This window comes from Enterococcus sp. DIV1421a, from assembly GCF_051711025.1.
Lineage (GTDB): Bacteria > Bacillota > Bacilli > Lactobacillales > Enterococcaceae > Enterococcus_B > Enterococcus_B hirae.
On record NZ_JBIOLU010000001.1, the window covers coordinates 594,056 to 610,406 of the forward strand.

Here is a 16,351-nt window from a genome sequence, read left to right on the forward strand (position 1 = left end):
ACCTCGGCTGCGCTTGGTTGGCGTATCCCTTAGATGTGCGAAACAAAGGACATTTCACCCATCTAAGAGATACGATTATTACGCTGCCATTAAAAGCTGTTGGTGAACTTGTAATGGCGTTTTGGATTTCAAGCATCGTTGATAACGGCCATTGTTATAGTAGTTGATGTAATCTTCGATCATCGATACGAGATCTTCGCGTCTTGTAAATTTACGACGATAGTATTTTTCACGTTTCAATGTTCCCCAGAACCCTTCCATAGGCCCATTATCAATACAATGGGCTACACGAGACATGCTTTGTTTCATCCCTTGATTTTTGATTTTATTTCTCATGTTTTTACTGGTGTACTGAAACCCTCGATCGCTATGGAATAGCGGATGAGCCACAGGTTCAAGTCGAATCGCTTCGTCAAAGGTATCAAAAACCAACTTGTTATCATTTCTATCGCTAATGACGAAAGAAACAATACGCCGATCTGCTAAGTCCAGAATGGCACTAAGATAAATTTTTTTAACTTGGTTTCCTAGAGTGTACTTGAATTCACTGACATCAGTTAGCCATTTTTCATTTGGTTTATCTGCATGGAAATTTCTATTTAGATAGTTCTTGGCAATATGATAAGGATTATTGGACGCTTTAGTAATTCCGCTTGGCTGGTGTTTGACGGTAGATTTAATTTGAAGACTACGACAAATCCGCAAGACTCTTTTGTCATTGACGTGCAAACCAAAGTCTTGAACCAAATCGTCACGGATTCTCCGATACCCCTTGTCGTTATCTGCTTCATAGATGTATCTTATTAGGTCTGCCAGGTGCTCGTTAAAGATAGTTTGAGCTGATTTTGGTTGCTTTAACCAACGGTAATACGCTGATCTGGAGACGTGTAAAAAATCGCACATTAATTTTATCGAATAATTTTTGAGATCATGGAGTTCCTTAATTGCTTGGTATTCAAAGATATGAGGGATGAGGTCTAGTCCCACTTCCTTTCTAACTCCCTGACTTTTTTTAAGAGGTCATTTTCCATTTCTAACAGTTTAATTTTGCGTTCTTGTTCAGCCAGTCGATCACGCATTTCTTCTTCTGGTGTCCGACTGGGTTCTGTTCCAGCTCGATGTCCTCGGCGATCTTTTAAGCCGGCTTCGCCCATTTCCTTATATTTTAGTACCCAATTACGTACTTGTTGGTACGATACCTGATACTTGATAGCCGTTTTGCCATAGTTATGATCATGCACAATACAATAGTGGACAATTTCCACCCGTTCTTTGAAGGTTGTTTTTCTTGATTGACTCATTTGACTTCCACCGCTTTCTGTTTTGAAGTTTCCATGAGTATTATATATCTTTATCCAATTTCGTAGTTGTTTAGACTGTCTTAGTCCGTATTTCTTAGTAATTTCCGACAGACTCCCTAAACCATTTAGGTAATCATTTACAGCCTGAATCTTTGTTTCAATCGTATAGTGTGTATTCTTTCGTCTTGCTAATAAGCCAGTAGGACCCCCATTCTCATAAAGCATAACCCAGTTACTTAAAGCAGCCCAACTAATGCTTGCAGTGCGAGCTAGGTTGGTCATACTGTCTTCACCATTCAAATAGCTTTCTACTAGTTCTACTCGTTTTTCTGGAGTGAGTTTCATCTTTCTTTTCGGCATACAAAATCCCCCCTATACAGGACTTTTATATTTCAGTGTCCTATATAGGGGGAACATATCAATTGCTCAGAGTTTTTTTGGTGATCTTTTAAATTAATATTTGTGTGATTTTACCTTATCTAGAATAAGGCAAATAATAATATAAAAGTCATAAATGAAAGGTGTTAAAATTACTTCAATAATTAAGTATTGTGAAATGAATGCAGGTATTCTTTCTTGTTGAGATAAATCATTTAAATAAGTAAAACCAGAGATAACCAGTATAAGTAATATTAAAGTAATCAGATAATTTTTTGAAATTGCAAAACAAAAATAAATAATAGAAAAAGCAAGGTAAGATAAGAATATTTTTCCTAAAGTAGAACTTTGAGAGTGTTGTAATGGTAATACGCCTATAATGATTGACAGAAATATCTTTGAAAATATTACTTTAGTATAAGAATTATTCATATGAAATCTCTTTTGTGGACTTGTACTGGTCCCATTATACCATAATTTTCCACTAAGATTAGATGAAAAAGGACTTATTTTAGTCCAGAAAGTGTGCTAGTCTTGGGAGAAGAAAAGATTATAGATAATGAAAATATTATTGGCAGTAACATTAGGAGAATAAGATTGGAAAAAGGAATAGGACAGACTGAATTAGTAAAAAAACTACAGTTAATGAATGTAGGGATTACAAGAGAAACACTTGTTAAAATTGAAAGTGGTAAGCAACATATAAAGTTAGAACAATTAATTGGTATAAAAGAGTTGTTAGATGTAAATTATGATAGTCTTATGATGAGATAAACGTTGGGGTGGAGAAATGTATTTAAAAAAAATAACTTTAAAAAATTTCAGAAAGTTTGGAGGGGATGCAAGTAAGAATGATTTAGAAGTTAATTTACATCCTGGGTTAAATGTTATAGTAGGCGAAAATGATTCTGGCAAAACAGCTATTATTGATGCTATAAAATTATTATTAGGAACCGTTAGTGAGGACTTTGATAGAATTCAAGATGAAGACTTTTATTGCAACTCAGAAGGTTTTTTTAGTGAAAATTTTTTTATTGAAGGCATTTTTGATGATTTAGATACTAATGAAGCAGGACTATTTCTTGAATGGCTTTCTTTCAATGAAAAAGGAAATTATCAGTTAAGGTTAATATTGGAGGTAACTAAAAAGAAGAATGATAATGGTCAAGAATTTATTGAACGACAATTATTAGCTGGCGAAAAGAACTGTGAAACTAAAATAGATAGTAGAGCTAGATCATTACTAAGAGCAACTTATTTAAAACCTCTACGTGATGCTAATAGTGAACTCAGGCCAGGTTTTAAATCACGACTTGCGCAAATTTTGAGAGCGCATTCTTCTTTTAAACAATTACCCGAAGAAAAACATGCATTAGAGAGTGTTATGGAAAAGGCTAATTTCGAGATTGAAAGTTATTTTTCAGAAGAATATGAGGAAGGAAAATCAATAAAAAGTGATATAGAGAGTATTTTATCTGAATTTTATGATGTAAAAGATAGTGGTAAAGCTAATACAGATTTTTCCGTGACACCCGCAAATTTAAAGTCAATATTGAATAAATTAAGTTTAAATTCAAATAGTATAAATCTTGGTTTAGGAAATATGAATTTGCTATTTATTGCAACTGAGCTACTATTGCTAAATAACAGTGCCTCAATTAACTCTGTGGGACCACATGTTACTTTAATTGAGGAGTTAGAAGCTCATCTACACACTCAAGCACAAATAAGGCTAGTTAAATATCTTGAACAAGTAGTTAAAAAAGGAGAGACAACACAATTTATTCTAACATCACATAGTACTCATTTAGTATCTTCGATAAGTCCCAAAAATTTGATTTATCTAAACAACGGTAATGCATACCCTTTATCACATCAATATACGTTATTGGAAAATGAGGATTATGAATTTTTAGAAAGGTTTTTAGACTCCACAAAAAGCAATTTATTTTTTGCTAAAGGACTTATATTGGTAGAAGGAGACTCAGAAATGTTGTTAATTCCTGCTATTGCAGAGTTAATTGGACTTCCTCTGCATCAGTATGGTATATCTTTGGTAAATATAGGCGGAACTTCATTTGAAAGATATATAAAACTATTTTCTACAAACGATAGCCCCAGCATAAATTTACCTATATCTTTGGTGACTGACGTGGATGTTAGGCCTGTAATTTATTTTGAAAATGAAGATAAATTAATTTATCAAATAAATAATGGTAATATACAAGAAGTAGAAATTTTGATAGGGAAATCTCTTATAGATTACGACGGAAATGAAACTGAATATACTTCAATAGAATCTTTAATGGAAGCTTTTGAGATTGAAGATTCAGTCTCTCGAAAGGAATTAACTAAAATTACGAAACAAACTCCTAGCGATAAAGCAATTAAAGAAGAAATAAAAAGAAAAATGAAAAGTGTACAAGAGAAGTATGCTAAATACAATGCCAATTTAAACATTTCTATTTCTCCAGAATGGACTTTAGAATATTGTTTGTTACAAAGTCCTTTGCAGAAGCTATTAAAGGATTCGATCCTAGAGACACAATATAAAAAACCGTTTAGAAGTAGTACACAGAAAACAATTGATTCTATAGAAGCTGATTTAAAAAATCCTGAGAAAAAAAGTACTGCTATTTATTTATTATTCAAGAGACTTAATGATAAACAAGTATCGAAAGCAATAGTTGCTCAAAGGCTAGCAAGTAAAATACTAAATTTATCAGAGGAAGAAAAAAGGGAGTTACGCGAACAAATCTTGACTGATCAATATACTGATTACTTAATAAGTGCAATTATTCATGCCTCAGGGAGACAAAAAAGTGAGGTAGAAATTAATGAATAATAATTTTAGTTCCATTGAAAAGATTCTTTTACCTGAAAATTGTTATTTTAGTCAAGAACAGAAGGAAGTTTTGCAATCAAATGGAAGCTATAATATTGTTGCTGGGCCAGGTTCAGGTAAAACCACGGTTTTAACAGCAAAAATTGCAAATTTGTTGTTAAATAGAAAATATATGGATAAAGGAATTTGCTTGATTACTCATACTAATGTTGCTGTAGAAGAAGTAATTGGAAGTTTAAGAAAAGTAGGTATAAACTCAGTTGAGTACCCTAATTTCATTGGAACAATACAAGAATTCTTCAATTATTTTTTCTCCATCAAAGCATTTAAAATATTAAGTGGGCGACAAAAAATTAGAATATTAGACGATGAAGATTACAAAGTGAAATTAGAACCTATTTTTAGGAGCTGTGTTGATTGGTATAAAGACGAATGGAACATTCCTAATTTGAAAAAAAAGAATGTTTGCTTAAAAGTAAATGAAAAAGGATGTGTTTATTTTACAAATGATGCAAAAACATCTTATCAAAGTCAGCTCAATGATTGTTTAGAAAGACTTTTTTATAACGGCTTTGTGACTAATCACCAATGTTTAGAATTATCTGAATGGTATATAAATAGGCATATTATTCCACTGAGCAAAGCCTTGGAGGAAAGATTTTCTTATATCATATTGGATGAAGCACAAGATACAAGTGTTTTGCAATATTCTCTATTAAATAAATTAACTTGTAAAACAAATATTAAATTTCAAAAGTATGGAGATCCTTATCAATCTTTGTATTCAATTTATGAAAGAGATTCAAGAGATGCGTGGTCGCCTAACTTTGAAGTTAGTATGGGCGTTCAAGTTAAAGAAATTGCAGAAACCACAAGATTCGGAACTACTATCTGTAATGTTGTAAAAAATGTTTGTATGGAAAATTATGATCATTTTAGATCTTTAGAAATAGTGGACTCACTCAGTCCATACTTTTTGGTGTTTGAATCTAAAGAGGAGCTGATTATAAAATACAAAAAGCTAATCAAAAAGTGTGAAGAAACCAATGAAAGCTTTAAAGATTGTCAGAAAAAGGATGTTATTGTATCTGATATGCATGCTAACCTAGAAAGATATTTTCCTTCATATACTAAAGAAAAAAAATCGCAAACGTTTATAAAGTATAATTATCATTCATTATTCAACTACTTGGTGAATAAATTTTCTGTGATATACCAAAAAAGCAGGAGTGAAATGAAATTATTTTTAACAGAAGATAAAGAAAAAAGTAAATTATCTTCAATTCTATTAAAAGAGTTAAGTTATAGTAATGTTAATAAAATTAAAGTTGAGGACATACTAAGTAGAATTATTGTTGAGATGACCAATGTAGATGTAAAACAACTTGCAAAAGAAATTATCTGTCAAGTTAATAATATAAAGAAAAACAATATGGAAGGCTTAGATAAAAATGAAAAATATGTATTAAATACTATACATGGAGTTAAAGGTGAGACACATCGATCTACAATGTTAATAATGGATTCTTCTTTAAATTATGGTAGTACGAATAATAATGATTTTTTTCATTTAATTAAACCATTTTTAATTGGCAGCAGGTTTAATTATGATAGTCACCAAGATAAAGATAAAATTAAATCTATATTGAAATTAGCTTACGTAGCCTTGAGCAGACCTAAATATCTTATTATTATTGCGATACCACAAAAAGATATTACTTTGGATTATAAAATGAAATTGATAGAAAATAGCTGGATAGAAATAGTCTGATTTTTGAAATAGCTCCTCAAAATTTAATGCCAAATTAAATGCTATTTTATTTGTGCTTTTTGATTACGATATATATAAGATCAAAAATAATCTCATCAATTTCTTTGATCTAATACTCATTATAACCTATTGATTACCAATAAATTAATTGGAAGGGTCTGTGGGGTAATAACTATTTCATTGCTCGAAACGTTTATATTAAAGCGTTTCGAGTATTTTTTTATTTGTATTTTTAAGGGATCTTTGTCAATAAGGACTGATAAGTTGTGTAAAATCCAATTTGGGTCAGAGTGAAGCTCATTCTGTCTCATTTTTTGTTATTTTACTTTCTCTATATTTTATCTACTAATCTCGCCATCTTTTTGATAGAATCGTTCATAGAGCATATCATCCTCTCAGTTGTTTATCTTATGGTGATTTAATCATACTAGAGAACGATATGTTTTTTTATAGCAAAAATGAAAATGGGGCTGAAGAATCAATTTTGATTCTTCAGTCCCATAAATTATAGAGCCGTCAATTTTTTGGCCCAGTCTCTTTTGGTTTATTTGCTTATAAATTAATATTTAATAACATTTACAAGTTTTAATGGAGTTCTTTCATCCCAATCAAGGATTGCTTGGTTTTTAATAGTTAAATAATTTCCACCGATATATTCAATGCTAGGTAAATAATATATGTATTCATTCATTTCACTTTTGGCTTTCATTGAAACTAAAAAGCCTCTTGGATCATTGTTTCTGCTCCAGCTCTCTACAGCTGGACGAGCAAGTTCAAAGTAATCTGCATATCCACCAGTTTTCCATTTGCTTAATGCAACCTGAACAGTTCCATCAGAGAGATTGACCATATTTACAATTTTAGTTCCTTTTGTATCAGAGTAGACTACTTTTTTCAGTGGTGTGATTTCAGTTGAGCTGTTTCGTTGATAAAGGCTACCATCTTTATAAGAGTAAGAAGCACTTGTTGGCGTATAATAGGTTCTAAGCATTCCGTTATGGACAATCGCCAAGATAAATCCACTACGAGAAAGTCTACTCCAAGAGTCTGATTGACCAGGTGTGATATTGAAGTAGTCGGTGTTACCCTTTCCTGTAGAATTTGCACTAACTGAAACCTGAATACTTGAAAAGTCCGTACAATCGTTTGTTACAGTGATGTCAGCATGTGCTGCTTTGGTCGGGATTAAAAAGATGGCTAAAGCGACCATTCCTATTAATAAACTGACCAGTGATGATTTTTTTTTCATGATATTCCTCCTGTTAATATAATATAGTCGTAAACGTTTTCGCTTACAATTTAAGTCTAAAGGATGCAGACTATTTTTCAATGATTCTAATTTACTATTTTATTCATTTTTTTTATTTTAGAGTCAAGTATAGTGGAATTTTCTTTGGGATATCGATCAGTTCTTGAATATCGGAGGAGCTGGCTGAAATTTAGCAAGAGGTTGGAAAAAGTACTGTAAGATGAGTGAATAAGCGGATAGCCTTTATAAACGTTTTTTATACTTTATACGACGGTATTTCTATTGTGTGAAGATTAACTTCAAAAACACTGGTTATTTATTTTTGTACTTAATGAAAAAGCCTAGGGCATCTTTTCTCCCTAGGCTCATCATTAATTATTATTTGATCGCTTTAATGGTTCTTCATGCTTAGTAGTCAATCACATTAACTACTTTTAATTTCTGTGTTTCATCCCAATCATAGATAGCATCTTTTCTGATTGTCAGAAAATTTTTGTAGCCTAGGTATTGTATGCTAGGTAAATAATATATGTATTCTTTTGAGAATCCGCTATTATATAGGACTGAAACTAAAAAGCCTCTTGGATCATCATTTCTGCTCCAAGTTTCACTATCAAGGTGGTTTAGCGTAAAGTAGTCTGTCGATCCGCCACTTTTCCATTTACTTAACGATACTGTTGTAAGACTTGTGGAAAGATTAATCATGTTAACGTTCATACTTCGCGTAACAAGCGAATTTGTTTCAACTTTTAACGGAGTGATTTCTGTTGTGCTACCTTGGGAATAAAGTTTTCCATCTTTAAAAGAGTAGGCGGCGTTAGTTGGAGTATAGTAGGTCCTAAGTTGTTCTAAATAAACAATGGCTAAAATATGGCCTCTAGGATCATTTCTGCGCCAAGATTCTGTTTGTCCAACTGTTACTTTGTAGTAGTCTGACGAGACATCTTTTCCATTATCTGCGTTAATGGAAGCTGTAAATGAATGTGACGGATCTGTACAATCGTTTGTTACGGTGACATCAGCGTGTGTTTTGGTTAGTGGTAAGAAAAACATTAAAGCAATGAAACCAAACAATAGGCTGACCAATGGTAATTTTTTTTTCATGGTATTCCTCCCTTTAATATAATTTATGTAAACGATCTTCGCTTACAATTTAAGTTTAAAGGAACAAGTTTAGGTTTCAATGTGTCCAATCAATCAATTTATTTCATTTTTTTAGTATAAAACCAAATGTAGTGAAATTATGGGTGGGGTGCTAATAGCTACGGTTATTCTAGCTTCTTTCAATAGAATAAGGTTCGTCAAACTGCCGTTTAAAACAAAGCGTTCATTTAGCATTCGTTAGTAAAAAAATTCTTTTAGGAAATGATTCATGACATCGAATATGATGAATTTTCTTCAATTTTAGACGATCCATGGATAATGACATTTATTAATTGTCAGGTAAAAAGAAGATCAGAACTGATGGCCAAAACATACCAAACTGATAATTGATGACGTAACTTTTCAATCATTTCACTCTTTTTTGATGCTTTCCTACAAAAATTCCTGTATGCTTGCTTTTAGTTAGAGAATAAAATAATGACCGAGCTATATTGAATGCTCATATCCAGGAGGAGAAATAAGAATGAAAAAAATTTATTTTTTATGTACGGGAAATTCTTGTCGTAGCCAAATGGCGGAAGGATATGCACGTCAATTATTATCTGCCTCGGATGTGGAAATTAAAAGCGCAGGTATTGAAACTCATGGACTGAATCCACGAGTGGTTCAGGTTATGGCTGAGGATGGAATTGATATTTCAAACCAAACGTCTGATTTGATCGATCAGGATTATTTTACACAAGCAGACTTGATTATTACGCTTTGTGGAGATGCAAAAGATAAATGTCCGACGATTCCTGTAGGTGTTCAGCACATTCATTGGGATTTAACAGACCCCGCACAAGCAGTTGGAACCGAAGCAGAAATAGCATCAGCTTTTAGAAAAACAAGAGATAGAATTAAAGCAATGGTAATTGAACTCAAGAACCAGTGAGAGTCAGTATTTTTTGGGAATTGAGTGATCATTTGAGCTTCATTTGTCTGTATAGTGCTAAATTTTAACAATCAAGAATTGAAGTCAGCAAGCCTTAAAACGGTCTTGCTGGCTTTTTTTGCTTGCGATATTTTTTTGTCGCCTTCTCAATTATTTGGCGAGTTATGAATCAAGCAATTATTTCTGATTATGAGAATGATTGGCGTTTAAAAATCAAAATTTATTTACAATAACAATGTTATGGGGAGTAAGATAAGAAAGAAGAGAGTGTATTTCGCGCAATTAACTAATGGACTGAAAGCTCTTCTTGTCAGTTAAATTCTAGCGCCAATAACAAATGAATAGGAGTTTATTGTGTGTGATTTTGGTTAGTAAAGAATAACAAGATCAGTGAAAAGGTAGCAGAAGAAGGAGGAGATTGCAGGGATATGACTGCAATGAAAGAGAAATGATTACAGTAAAAGCTTTACCTGCTTATGATGGCGATTGTTTGATTATTCAGTATGGAGAAGAAGATCAACGGACGAATCTGTTTGTCGATGGTGGTCAAGGACAACAAGTTGTTAGGCAGTTGAAAGAGGAAATTGCAACAATTAGCCAGAAAGGCGAGTGCATTGACTTACTGATTTTGACACATATTGATGCCGATCATATTCGGGGATTTTTGAGTTTGTTTTCTCAGTCGAGTTTTGACAAGTCATGCATTAAACGAGTGTTTTTTAATTCTAGAAAGCTGTTATCGCAAAAGTTTGATACAAAGGTTGTTTATGATGATCAACTGGAGATCGTTCAAGAAAAGTCAGAGATTAGTTTTAAACAAGGGGAGTCTTTCGATCGGTATTTGGAGGATTTGATGATTGAAAAGATGACAGTTATTGACAATTCTTGTCAGCCCAAGTTACTCAATGGGGCAAAAATGACGATTTTGACACCTGATGAAGCAAGTCTAAGGAAATTATATACAGATTGGGAAAAGGCAATTCAAAAAGAAACCAGGGATCAACTGATCAGCGGTCGAAATGTCAATCATCAGGGAAGCGTAGAAGAACTGATCAAAAAAGCTTTCCAAGAAGATCGCGCTGTCGCAAATGGGAGTAGTATTAGCTTTATATTGGAGTATGAAGGCAAACGACTGTTGATGTTAGCAGATGCTCATCCAAGTACTGTCACTGCGAAGTTAAAAGAACTATATGGGGAAAAAGAGCTGCATTTTGACTTGGTAAAAGTGGCTCATCATGGGAGTAAAGCGAATACTAGTGACGATTTATTAAAACAGATTGAATGTGAAAATTATTTGATTAGTTCAAATAAGGGGAATCGTCATGGTTTTCCGCACAAAGAAGCCTTATCAAGGATTGTTTACCACAACTACACAAAAAAACGACCAACCAATTTTTATTTTAATTATTCTGATGCGAGTGAGGGGTTATTTACAAATGAAGAAATAAAAAAATACGGGATTCAATTGATCAAGAAAAAAATGAATGAGAGGGTACTAACGATTGACATATGAATGATTTTGAAGAGTTATCAGTGAATATTAGAGGAACCAATACTTATGGTTCAGGTTTATTGTATCAGCAGGATTGTGAAACGGGTTTTGTGATCACCGCCAAACATTGTGTGGTTGGGGAAACAATTAATGACTTCAAACTATTTGATTATACCCAATCTGAACTAGAAATCTTAGAACCACCAAGATGCTCAGATAGTCTAGATTTATCGATTATCAAAGTGAAGGTAAAAAAAGGTTATCCTGAACTGCTTATAATGGAACCAGAAAATAAGCAAGAAATCGTATTTTATGGTTATCCAGAGTGTATGAAAGAAGACGGTGGAACTCCTTATCGAGGAAAGGCAACTCAAATCAGTAAGCCAGATATTTTTAAATTGGTACTGGACAATGAAATAGGATCGTCTAACAACACGGAGTATGAGAACATGCGAGGTTGCTCAGGATCAGGAGTGTACGTCGAAAGAGAAGGTAAGTGTTATTTGACTGGGATTATTACGAAACTTCAGTCAGCGGGGCAACAAGGAATTGTTGAAGGGATTCATATCGCACATATTGTTGCTTTCTTTTTAGAAGAGTTTGATATCATGCTGGTACCTCGTTGCTTGAATGATTTTAGTGAATATTTGACATCTATCATAAATGAATTACGAGAAGTAGGTGGACAAGAAAATAAGCTGATTTTTCTGATTGAAAAATGTTATCGTGAATGTTTTTCCGACATAACACCTAAATTGATCCATAATCGGTTAAGTGATTATCTGTTTCTTCCTTCTCAGAAAAATGAGGATTATACCAATAAATTCTTGTGGATCGCTTGGCTGGAGATATTGCTTTACAAGTTATTACAAACAAATATTGCTTTTGAGATTGATGATTGTTTCAAATTACTCACTCAGGAAAAGGAAAGAGCTGGTATCCATGTATTATTTACAAATCATCTAACACTTGACCGTTTCATTGGGAGTTTATTTAGAAGTACACTTTATGACAAGCTAGATAAACAAGATGTTTTGTTTGTAACTAATCAAAGGAGAAAATTTCGGGGTGGGAGTATTGCCAAGCGAGAACAAATTGAGGGAATCGTCGTGAACATCGATCATCCAGAAGTTTCTGATCGGTTAACGATTGATAATCCCAATGAAAAAAAATTATTTCCTATTGTTCATATCGATTATATCGAAAATGAAATTGATCAGATTTTACACGACACAAAAGGGTTAACAGCCGTTGAGTTTTCTCAGAGGTTTCCAGAGGAGTTAACTCGTTTGTTTGAAGAAATTGCAAACTAATGGAGGTAGATAACAATGGTAGAGATATTAAAAGAAATCACTACGTATGAAATAATAGAAAAAACGACGGGATTGACCTGTTACACGTACCAACAAGCAAACGAAAAGTATCGACTCCATTTTTTTTGTTATATATTTGATAATCAAGATGAATTATTAGCCAACTATGAAGAAATCAACGACCAGATTGCCTACAGTTTTCAAAGTCAATTAAAAAGGAAGATTGAACGATGGAATATTTATTTTTTTCTTTTTGTCAAAGCCAAAGTAGCGAAGCCAATCAAAGCCAGTATTGAACAAGACAAGTATGCAACCAGAAAGGTGATCGTGGATAATTTTCGAGAATCTGGTACTAATGATGCGCAAAAAGAAGCACAAAAAGAAGCACAAAAAGAAGCACAAAAAAATAAAATTCAAGAAAGATTATTATTGAATCTGGAACAGACAAAACCATTAAAGAAACTGGCTAAGAATGAGCGGCAAAATGATGAGAAAATCATCCATTTGTTAGCAGAATTAAAAACGATGGCTAAAAAAGAGAAAAAAGCACGAATACAAGAGTATATAAAACATGAGCTGTCAAATCTTAACGTAAAGGAAGGAACCGATGAGACTTAAATTGAAAGGGATAAAAATTGATTCGTTTCGAGCATTTGAAAGGCAAAAATATTTTGATTGTGTGAATCCTGTTTTTAATGAAATATCAAATTTGATTGTTTTGTATGCGCCAAATGGAACCGGAAAAACCTCTTTTTTTGATGCCATCGAATGGAGCTTGACTGGCGAAATCAGTCGACTGAATGAAAATAAAAATGTCCGTGATATCGCCTCCCAAGAGCGAAAGTATATTTTAAAGAACAAATATTCCTCAGCCGAAGTGGGCAGTGTGGAACTAGCATTTGATGATGGCAGTTTTTATGCATTAACAACGAAAAAGTTAAATGGAAAGCAAACAACGGATTACGTTGAAGGGAATGAGACCAAAAAAACGGTTGATTTAACAGCGAAAGAATTAAAGATTTTACGACAAAAAAATTTATTGACACACAATCAAATCGATGCTTTTTTGCGATCACAGAGTGCCGAAGGAAGATATGATGCTTTAAGTAATTTTTGGGACAAAGAAAATGTATCTGAGGATTATAAAAATCTAGTCTTATTCGTCAATGAAATGAATAAAGCATTAGGACAACAAGAAACTAAAATGAATCAGCTAACAAAAGAGATTGAAAAACTCGAAAGTAATGCAAAAATATGGCAAACAATCAACCAGCTAAAAGAAAATTATGCCAAGTTAAACGGAAAGAATAGTAAAAAAGATCCATTGTTAAAGAATCAATTAGGTTTACAAGAATTGTATATCGAATCGAACAAATTAAAAAGCAATAATCAAATAAAATTGAACCAGTTTGAAGAGGAGCGACAACAGCTAGAAAATTTAATCACAATGACCCAAGAGTATCGACAAATACCGCAGCAGATCGAATGGTCTGAAAAGCAGGTTGCTGATGTCAACGAAAAGTTAGCCCATTTGACAGAAATTGAGACAATCGAAGAAAAAAAGAAAGCACTGTTTGACGAAAAAATAGACTTGAGCAACCATCTCAAGCGTTGTAACTTTCTTATCAATCATGAAGCAGATTTTCAGGCACTAGAAATGGCTGAACAAAACAGTAATAGAGAAATCAATGAATGGATCAATCAACGAAAAAAATGTGAACAAGCATTGATTACTTTACAAAAGGAGCATCAAGAGCAAGAAGTAACATTAAGTGAGTGTCAAAATAAACGAGCGTTGCGGACGAATCAATTAACAGAAATCAAAGAATTAAACAGTTATTCCGATGTTAAAGCGAAAAGACAATTACTTGATCATGAAATCAAACAACAGAAAAAGAAAAAAATAGATTTGGAAGCCAAGTTAGGTAAGATAAAGCTAACGTTGACAAAATTGTTTTCATTACTAAACTTAGACGATCATCAGTTAAGCCAAAAAGACTATTCAAAAGATCCTGATTATTCATTTTTGTTGGAACAGATAAGCCAACTTGATGACATTTGGCAAGAAAGAAAAAAATTGGAAGTTGGTTTAGCACAAAAGAAGAAGGAACGTTCCTCTTTAGAAGATCTGGGCAGTCAGTTAGAACAGTTGAAAAAATTAGGTTATTCTATCGTAACGGATACGTCTTCGTCTGTCTGTCCATTATGTCTCCATGATCATCAAGAATTTCAACATATCATCCAAAAAATTGAAGCTAGTACGGCAGATCTTTTACCGATTGAGCAACTGACGAAGGAAATCAGCCACTTAGAAGGAATGATCGATGAATCAACTAGGCGGTTAACTGATGTAGTTTCTGGAGTAAAACAACAGATTCAGATACAAATAACGATTAAGGAAACTGAAATCAACCAACTTGACCAAGATCTGTTACAAGTAACCTTAAAATTAAAACAACAAGAAGAAGCGTATTTAACCAATGAGAAACACTGGTACAAGTTAAATGAATACAGCCAAAAATATGGGATTGACTGTGAAAAAATTGCTGAAGAAACCCAGAAAAGAGTAAAGTCACTACAGGAGGAATTGGTAAAATTAACGAATGAATACCAAAATATCAAAGAAAAAATCAATCAAAATGAACAGCTGAATGTCAAGAATACTCATACACTCAAAACGATCGAATTACATTATCAACAAGCAAAAAAAAGCTTAAATGATCTAAAAGGAAACGAACAGTATCAATATTATCAGCAAGAACAGGCGTTTTATGAAGCACTTGGTATTTCTGTTATCTCTGATTTTAAAAGGCAATGTAAACGCGAGTTAGAAAAAATCAATGAACAAGAAACCAAGCTTATTGCTGAAAAAGAACAACGACTAGAACAAGTAAATGGGAAAAGTAAAACAGAATTAGTAGAAGAACAACGAATCCAAGCAGAGCAGATTCGGCAGCTCGTTGTACGGAGGAAATATATCGAAAAGATATCTTATCAACTGTTTGACCAAGTAATCATTGCACCAGAAGAATTGGAAAAAAATAAGCAAAAGTTGACTACAGCTATTTACAAATTAAATGAAAAAAATCAACTGTTGGGTCAACTATCTGGGCTTACCAGTGATTTTATCTCTGAAACAGGTATCGAAGAGAAAAGAAGCGAACAAGCAAAAGTAAAAAAAATCTATGACCACTTAAGTAGAAAAGTACAAGAACTAAAAGAATTAAAAGACAGTAAATTAACCGAGATCAAAAAGCAAATCAAAAGTACATTTAACTTAGATACCGTCAATCAGATTTTTCAAATGATCGAACCTCACCCTGATTTTCGTAAGATTAGTTTTAAAATCAATGAAGCAAATCCCGATAAATTAGGACTGGATATTATGTGCAAACGAACAGAGGACGAAGAGGATGCCCCGATTTTATATCTAAGTTCTGCCCAAGTAAATATATTGTCTTTAAGTATTTTTCTAGGAACCGCTCTAGAGAATACAGACAAAGTGAATACGATTTTCATGGATGATCCAATCCAACACTTAGATAGTCTTAATGAATTATCCTTTATTGATCTATTAAGAATCCTTGCATTTAAGCTAGGAACACAGATCATCTTTTCCACCCATAACCGCCAGTTTTTTGACTTATGTCAGAGAAAATTAGATGCCAATTACCATAATGCCAGTTTTATCGAAATGAATTATACAGAGAATCAGTTGTAACAAATTTAGTTAGTCAGAAAAAGTGAATAAGGGAGCTCTTTGATGAGAGCTGAGGTTAGCTGAAAGATTCAGAGTATAAAACAAAAATTGCCTACAGAAGTTAAAAAAGAGACGGATAGAGAATCAATCCCAACGAATAAGGGATTGATTCTTTTTTTCTAGATTAAATACAGATAGGAAGAATATATAGATTGGATGGAGAGTTGTACTACCTATACGAAAGCAGAAGCTTTTTTAGGCTCT

The 16,351-nt window shown here is 33.0% G+C and carries 13 protein-coding genes; 8 read left to right on the top strand and 5 right to left on the bottom strand.

From position 1 onward, the window contains the following. Positions 1-78: 78 nt before the first annotated feature. The 3 genes from IGK21_RS02845 to IGK21_RS02855 all read right to left on the bottom strand — a co-directional run bounded on the left by IGK21_RS02845 (position 79) and on the right by IGK21_RS02855 (position 2,111). On the bottom strand, positions 79-987 hold the full coding sequence (locus IGK21_RS02845; protein WP_438718875.1) for an IS3 family transposase: 909 nt from the start codon (positions 985-987) through the stop codon (positions 79-81). Continuing rightward, positions 978-1,661 (bottom strand): helix-turn-helix domain-containing protein, encoded by a 684-nt coding sequence (locus IGK21_RS02850; RefSeq protein WP_438718876.1) that lies wholly within the window; start codon positions 1,659-1,661, stop codon positions 978-980. Before IGK21_RS02850 ends, IGK21_RS02845 begins: the two co-directional genes overlap by 10 nt. A 93-nt stretch (positions 1,662-1,754) precedes the next feature. Continuing rightward, the gene (locus IGK21_RS02855) at positions 1,755-2,111 is read right to left on the bottom strand and encodes a hypothetical protein (RefSeq protein WP_181914819.1); all 357 of its coding nucleotides are present in this window, start codon (positions 2,109-2,111) and stop codon (positions 1,755-1,757) included. Between the two features lie 93 nt (positions 2,112-2,204). Between IGK21_RS02855 and IGK21_RS02860 the strand changes: the two genes are divergently transcribed. From IGK21_RS02860 to IGK21_RS02870, 3 genes are read left to right on the top strand one after another with little or no spacing between them, the layout of a single operon-like run. Then, positions 2,205-2,453: a helix-turn-helix domain-containing protein gene (locus IGK21_RS02860; RefSeq protein WP_181914820.1), complete on the top strand. Its 249-nt coding sequence runs from the start codon at positions 2,205-2,207 to the stop codon at positions 2,451-2,453. A 16-nt stretch (positions 2,454-2,469) separates the two neighbouring features. Then, the gene (locus tag IGK21_RS02865) at positions 2,470-4,524 is read left to right on the top strand and encodes an ATP-dependent nuclease (protein ID WP_181914821.1); all 2,055 of its coding nucleotides are present in this window, start codon (positions 2,470-2,472) and stop codon (positions 4,522-4,524) included. Further along, positions 4,517-6,295 (top strand): UvrD-helicase domain-containing protein, encoded by a 1,779-nt coding sequence (locus IGK21_RS02870; RefSeq protein WP_181914822.1) that lies wholly within the window; start codon positions 4,517-4,519, stop codon positions 6,293-6,295. Before IGK21_RS02865 ends, IGK21_RS02870 begins: the two co-directional genes overlap by 8 nt. A gap of 559 nt (positions 6,296-6,854) precedes the next feature. On the opposite strand, the gene IGK21_RS02875 is transcribed toward IGK21_RS02870, so the two are convergent. Beyond that, positions 6,855-7,544: a hypothetical protein gene (locus IGK21_RS02875; protein ID WP_228011830.1), complete on the bottom strand. Its 690-nt coding sequence runs from the start codon at positions 7,542-7,544 to the stop codon at positions 6,855-6,857. A gap of 408 nt (positions 7,545-7,952) precedes the next feature. Next, positions 7,953-8,648, bottom strand: coding sequence for a hypothetical protein (locus IGK21_RS02880; RefSeq protein WP_010719970.1), 696 nt, complete (start codon positions 8,646-8,648; stop codon positions 7,953-7,955). A 523-nt stretch (positions 8,649-9,171) separates the two neighbouring features. Here IGK21_RS02880 and arsC point away from each other — a divergent pair. The 5 genes from arsC (at position 9,172) to IGK21_RS02905 (ending at position 16,108) form a co-directional block, all read left to right on the top strand. After that, on the top strand, positions 9,172-9,582 hold the full coding sequence (gene arsC / locus IGK21_RS02885; RefSeq protein WP_034699667.1) for an arsenate reductase (thioredoxin): 411 nt from the start codon (positions 9,172-9,174) through the stop codon (positions 9,580-9,582). A gap of 418 nt (positions 9,583-10,000) precedes the next feature. Then, on the top strand, positions 10,001-11,095 hold the full coding sequence (locus IGK21_RS02890) for a ComEC/Rec2 family competence protein (protein ID WP_141639397.1): 1,095 nt from the start codon (positions 10,001-10,003) through the stop codon (positions 11,093-11,095). A gap of 20 nt (positions 11,096-11,115) precedes the next feature. After that, positions 11,116-12,387: an ABC-three component system protein gene (locus tag IGK21_RS02895; protein ID WP_232622358.1), complete on the top strand. Its 1,272-nt coding sequence runs from the start codon at positions 11,116-11,118 to the stop codon at positions 12,385-12,387. A 15-nt stretch (positions 12,388-12,402) separates the two neighbouring features. Next, positions 12,403-13,005, top strand: coding sequence for an ABC-three component system middle component 1 (locus tag IGK21_RS02900; RefSeq protein WP_034699670.1), 603 nt, complete (start codon positions 12,403-12,405; stop codon positions 13,003-13,005). After that, positions 12,995-16,108 (top strand): AAA family ATPase, encoded by a 3,114-nt coding sequence (locus IGK21_RS02905; protein WP_181914824.1) that lies wholly within the window; start codon positions 12,995-12,997, stop codon positions 16,106-16,108. The genes IGK21_RS02900 and IGK21_RS02905 overlap by 11 nt, the downstream gene beginning before the upstream one ends. Positions 16,109-16,351: the final 243 nt, after the last annotated feature.

What these genes read in the sequence shown, in the direction of transcription:
- IGK21_RS02850 (WP_438718876.1), bottom strand. Translation starts at nt 1,661, where the DNA reads ATGCCGAAAAGAAAGATGAAACTCACTCCAGAAAAACGAGTAGAACTA.
- IGK21_RS02870 (WP_181914822.1), top strand. Translation starts at nt 4,517, where the DNA reads ATGAATAATAATTTTAGTTCCATTGAAAAGATTCTTTTACCTGAAAAT.
- IGK21_RS02880 (WP_010719970.1), bottom strand. Translation starts at nt 8,648, where the DNA reads ATGAAAAAAAAATTACCATTGGTCAGCCTATTGTTTGGTTTCATTGCT.
- IGK21_RS02900 (WP_034699670.1), top strand. Translation starts at nt 12,403, where the DNA reads ATGGTAGAGATATTAAAAGAAATCACTACGTATGAAATAATAGAAAAA.
- IGK21_RS02875 (WP_228011830.1), bottom strand. Translation starts at nt 7,544, where the DNA reads ATGAAAAAAAAATCATCACTGGTCAGTTTATTAATAGGAATGGTCGCT.
- IGK21_RS02855 (WP_181914819.1), bottom strand. Translation starts at nt 2,111, where the DNA reads ATGAATAATTCTTATACTAAAGTAATATTTTCAAAGATATTTCTGTCA.
- IGK21_RS02905 (WP_181914824.1), top strand. Translation starts at nt 12,995, where the DNA reads ATGAGACTTAAATTGAAAGGGATAAAAATTGATTCGTTTCGAGCATTT.
- arsC (WP_034699667.1), top strand. Translation starts at nt 9,172, where the DNA reads ATGAAAAAAATTTATTTTTTATGTACGGGAAATTCTTGTCGTAGCCAA.
- IGK21_RS02865 (WP_181914821.1), top strand. Translation starts at nt 2,470, where the DNA reads ATGTATTTAAAAAAAATAACTTTAAAAAATTTCAGAAAGTTTGGAGGG.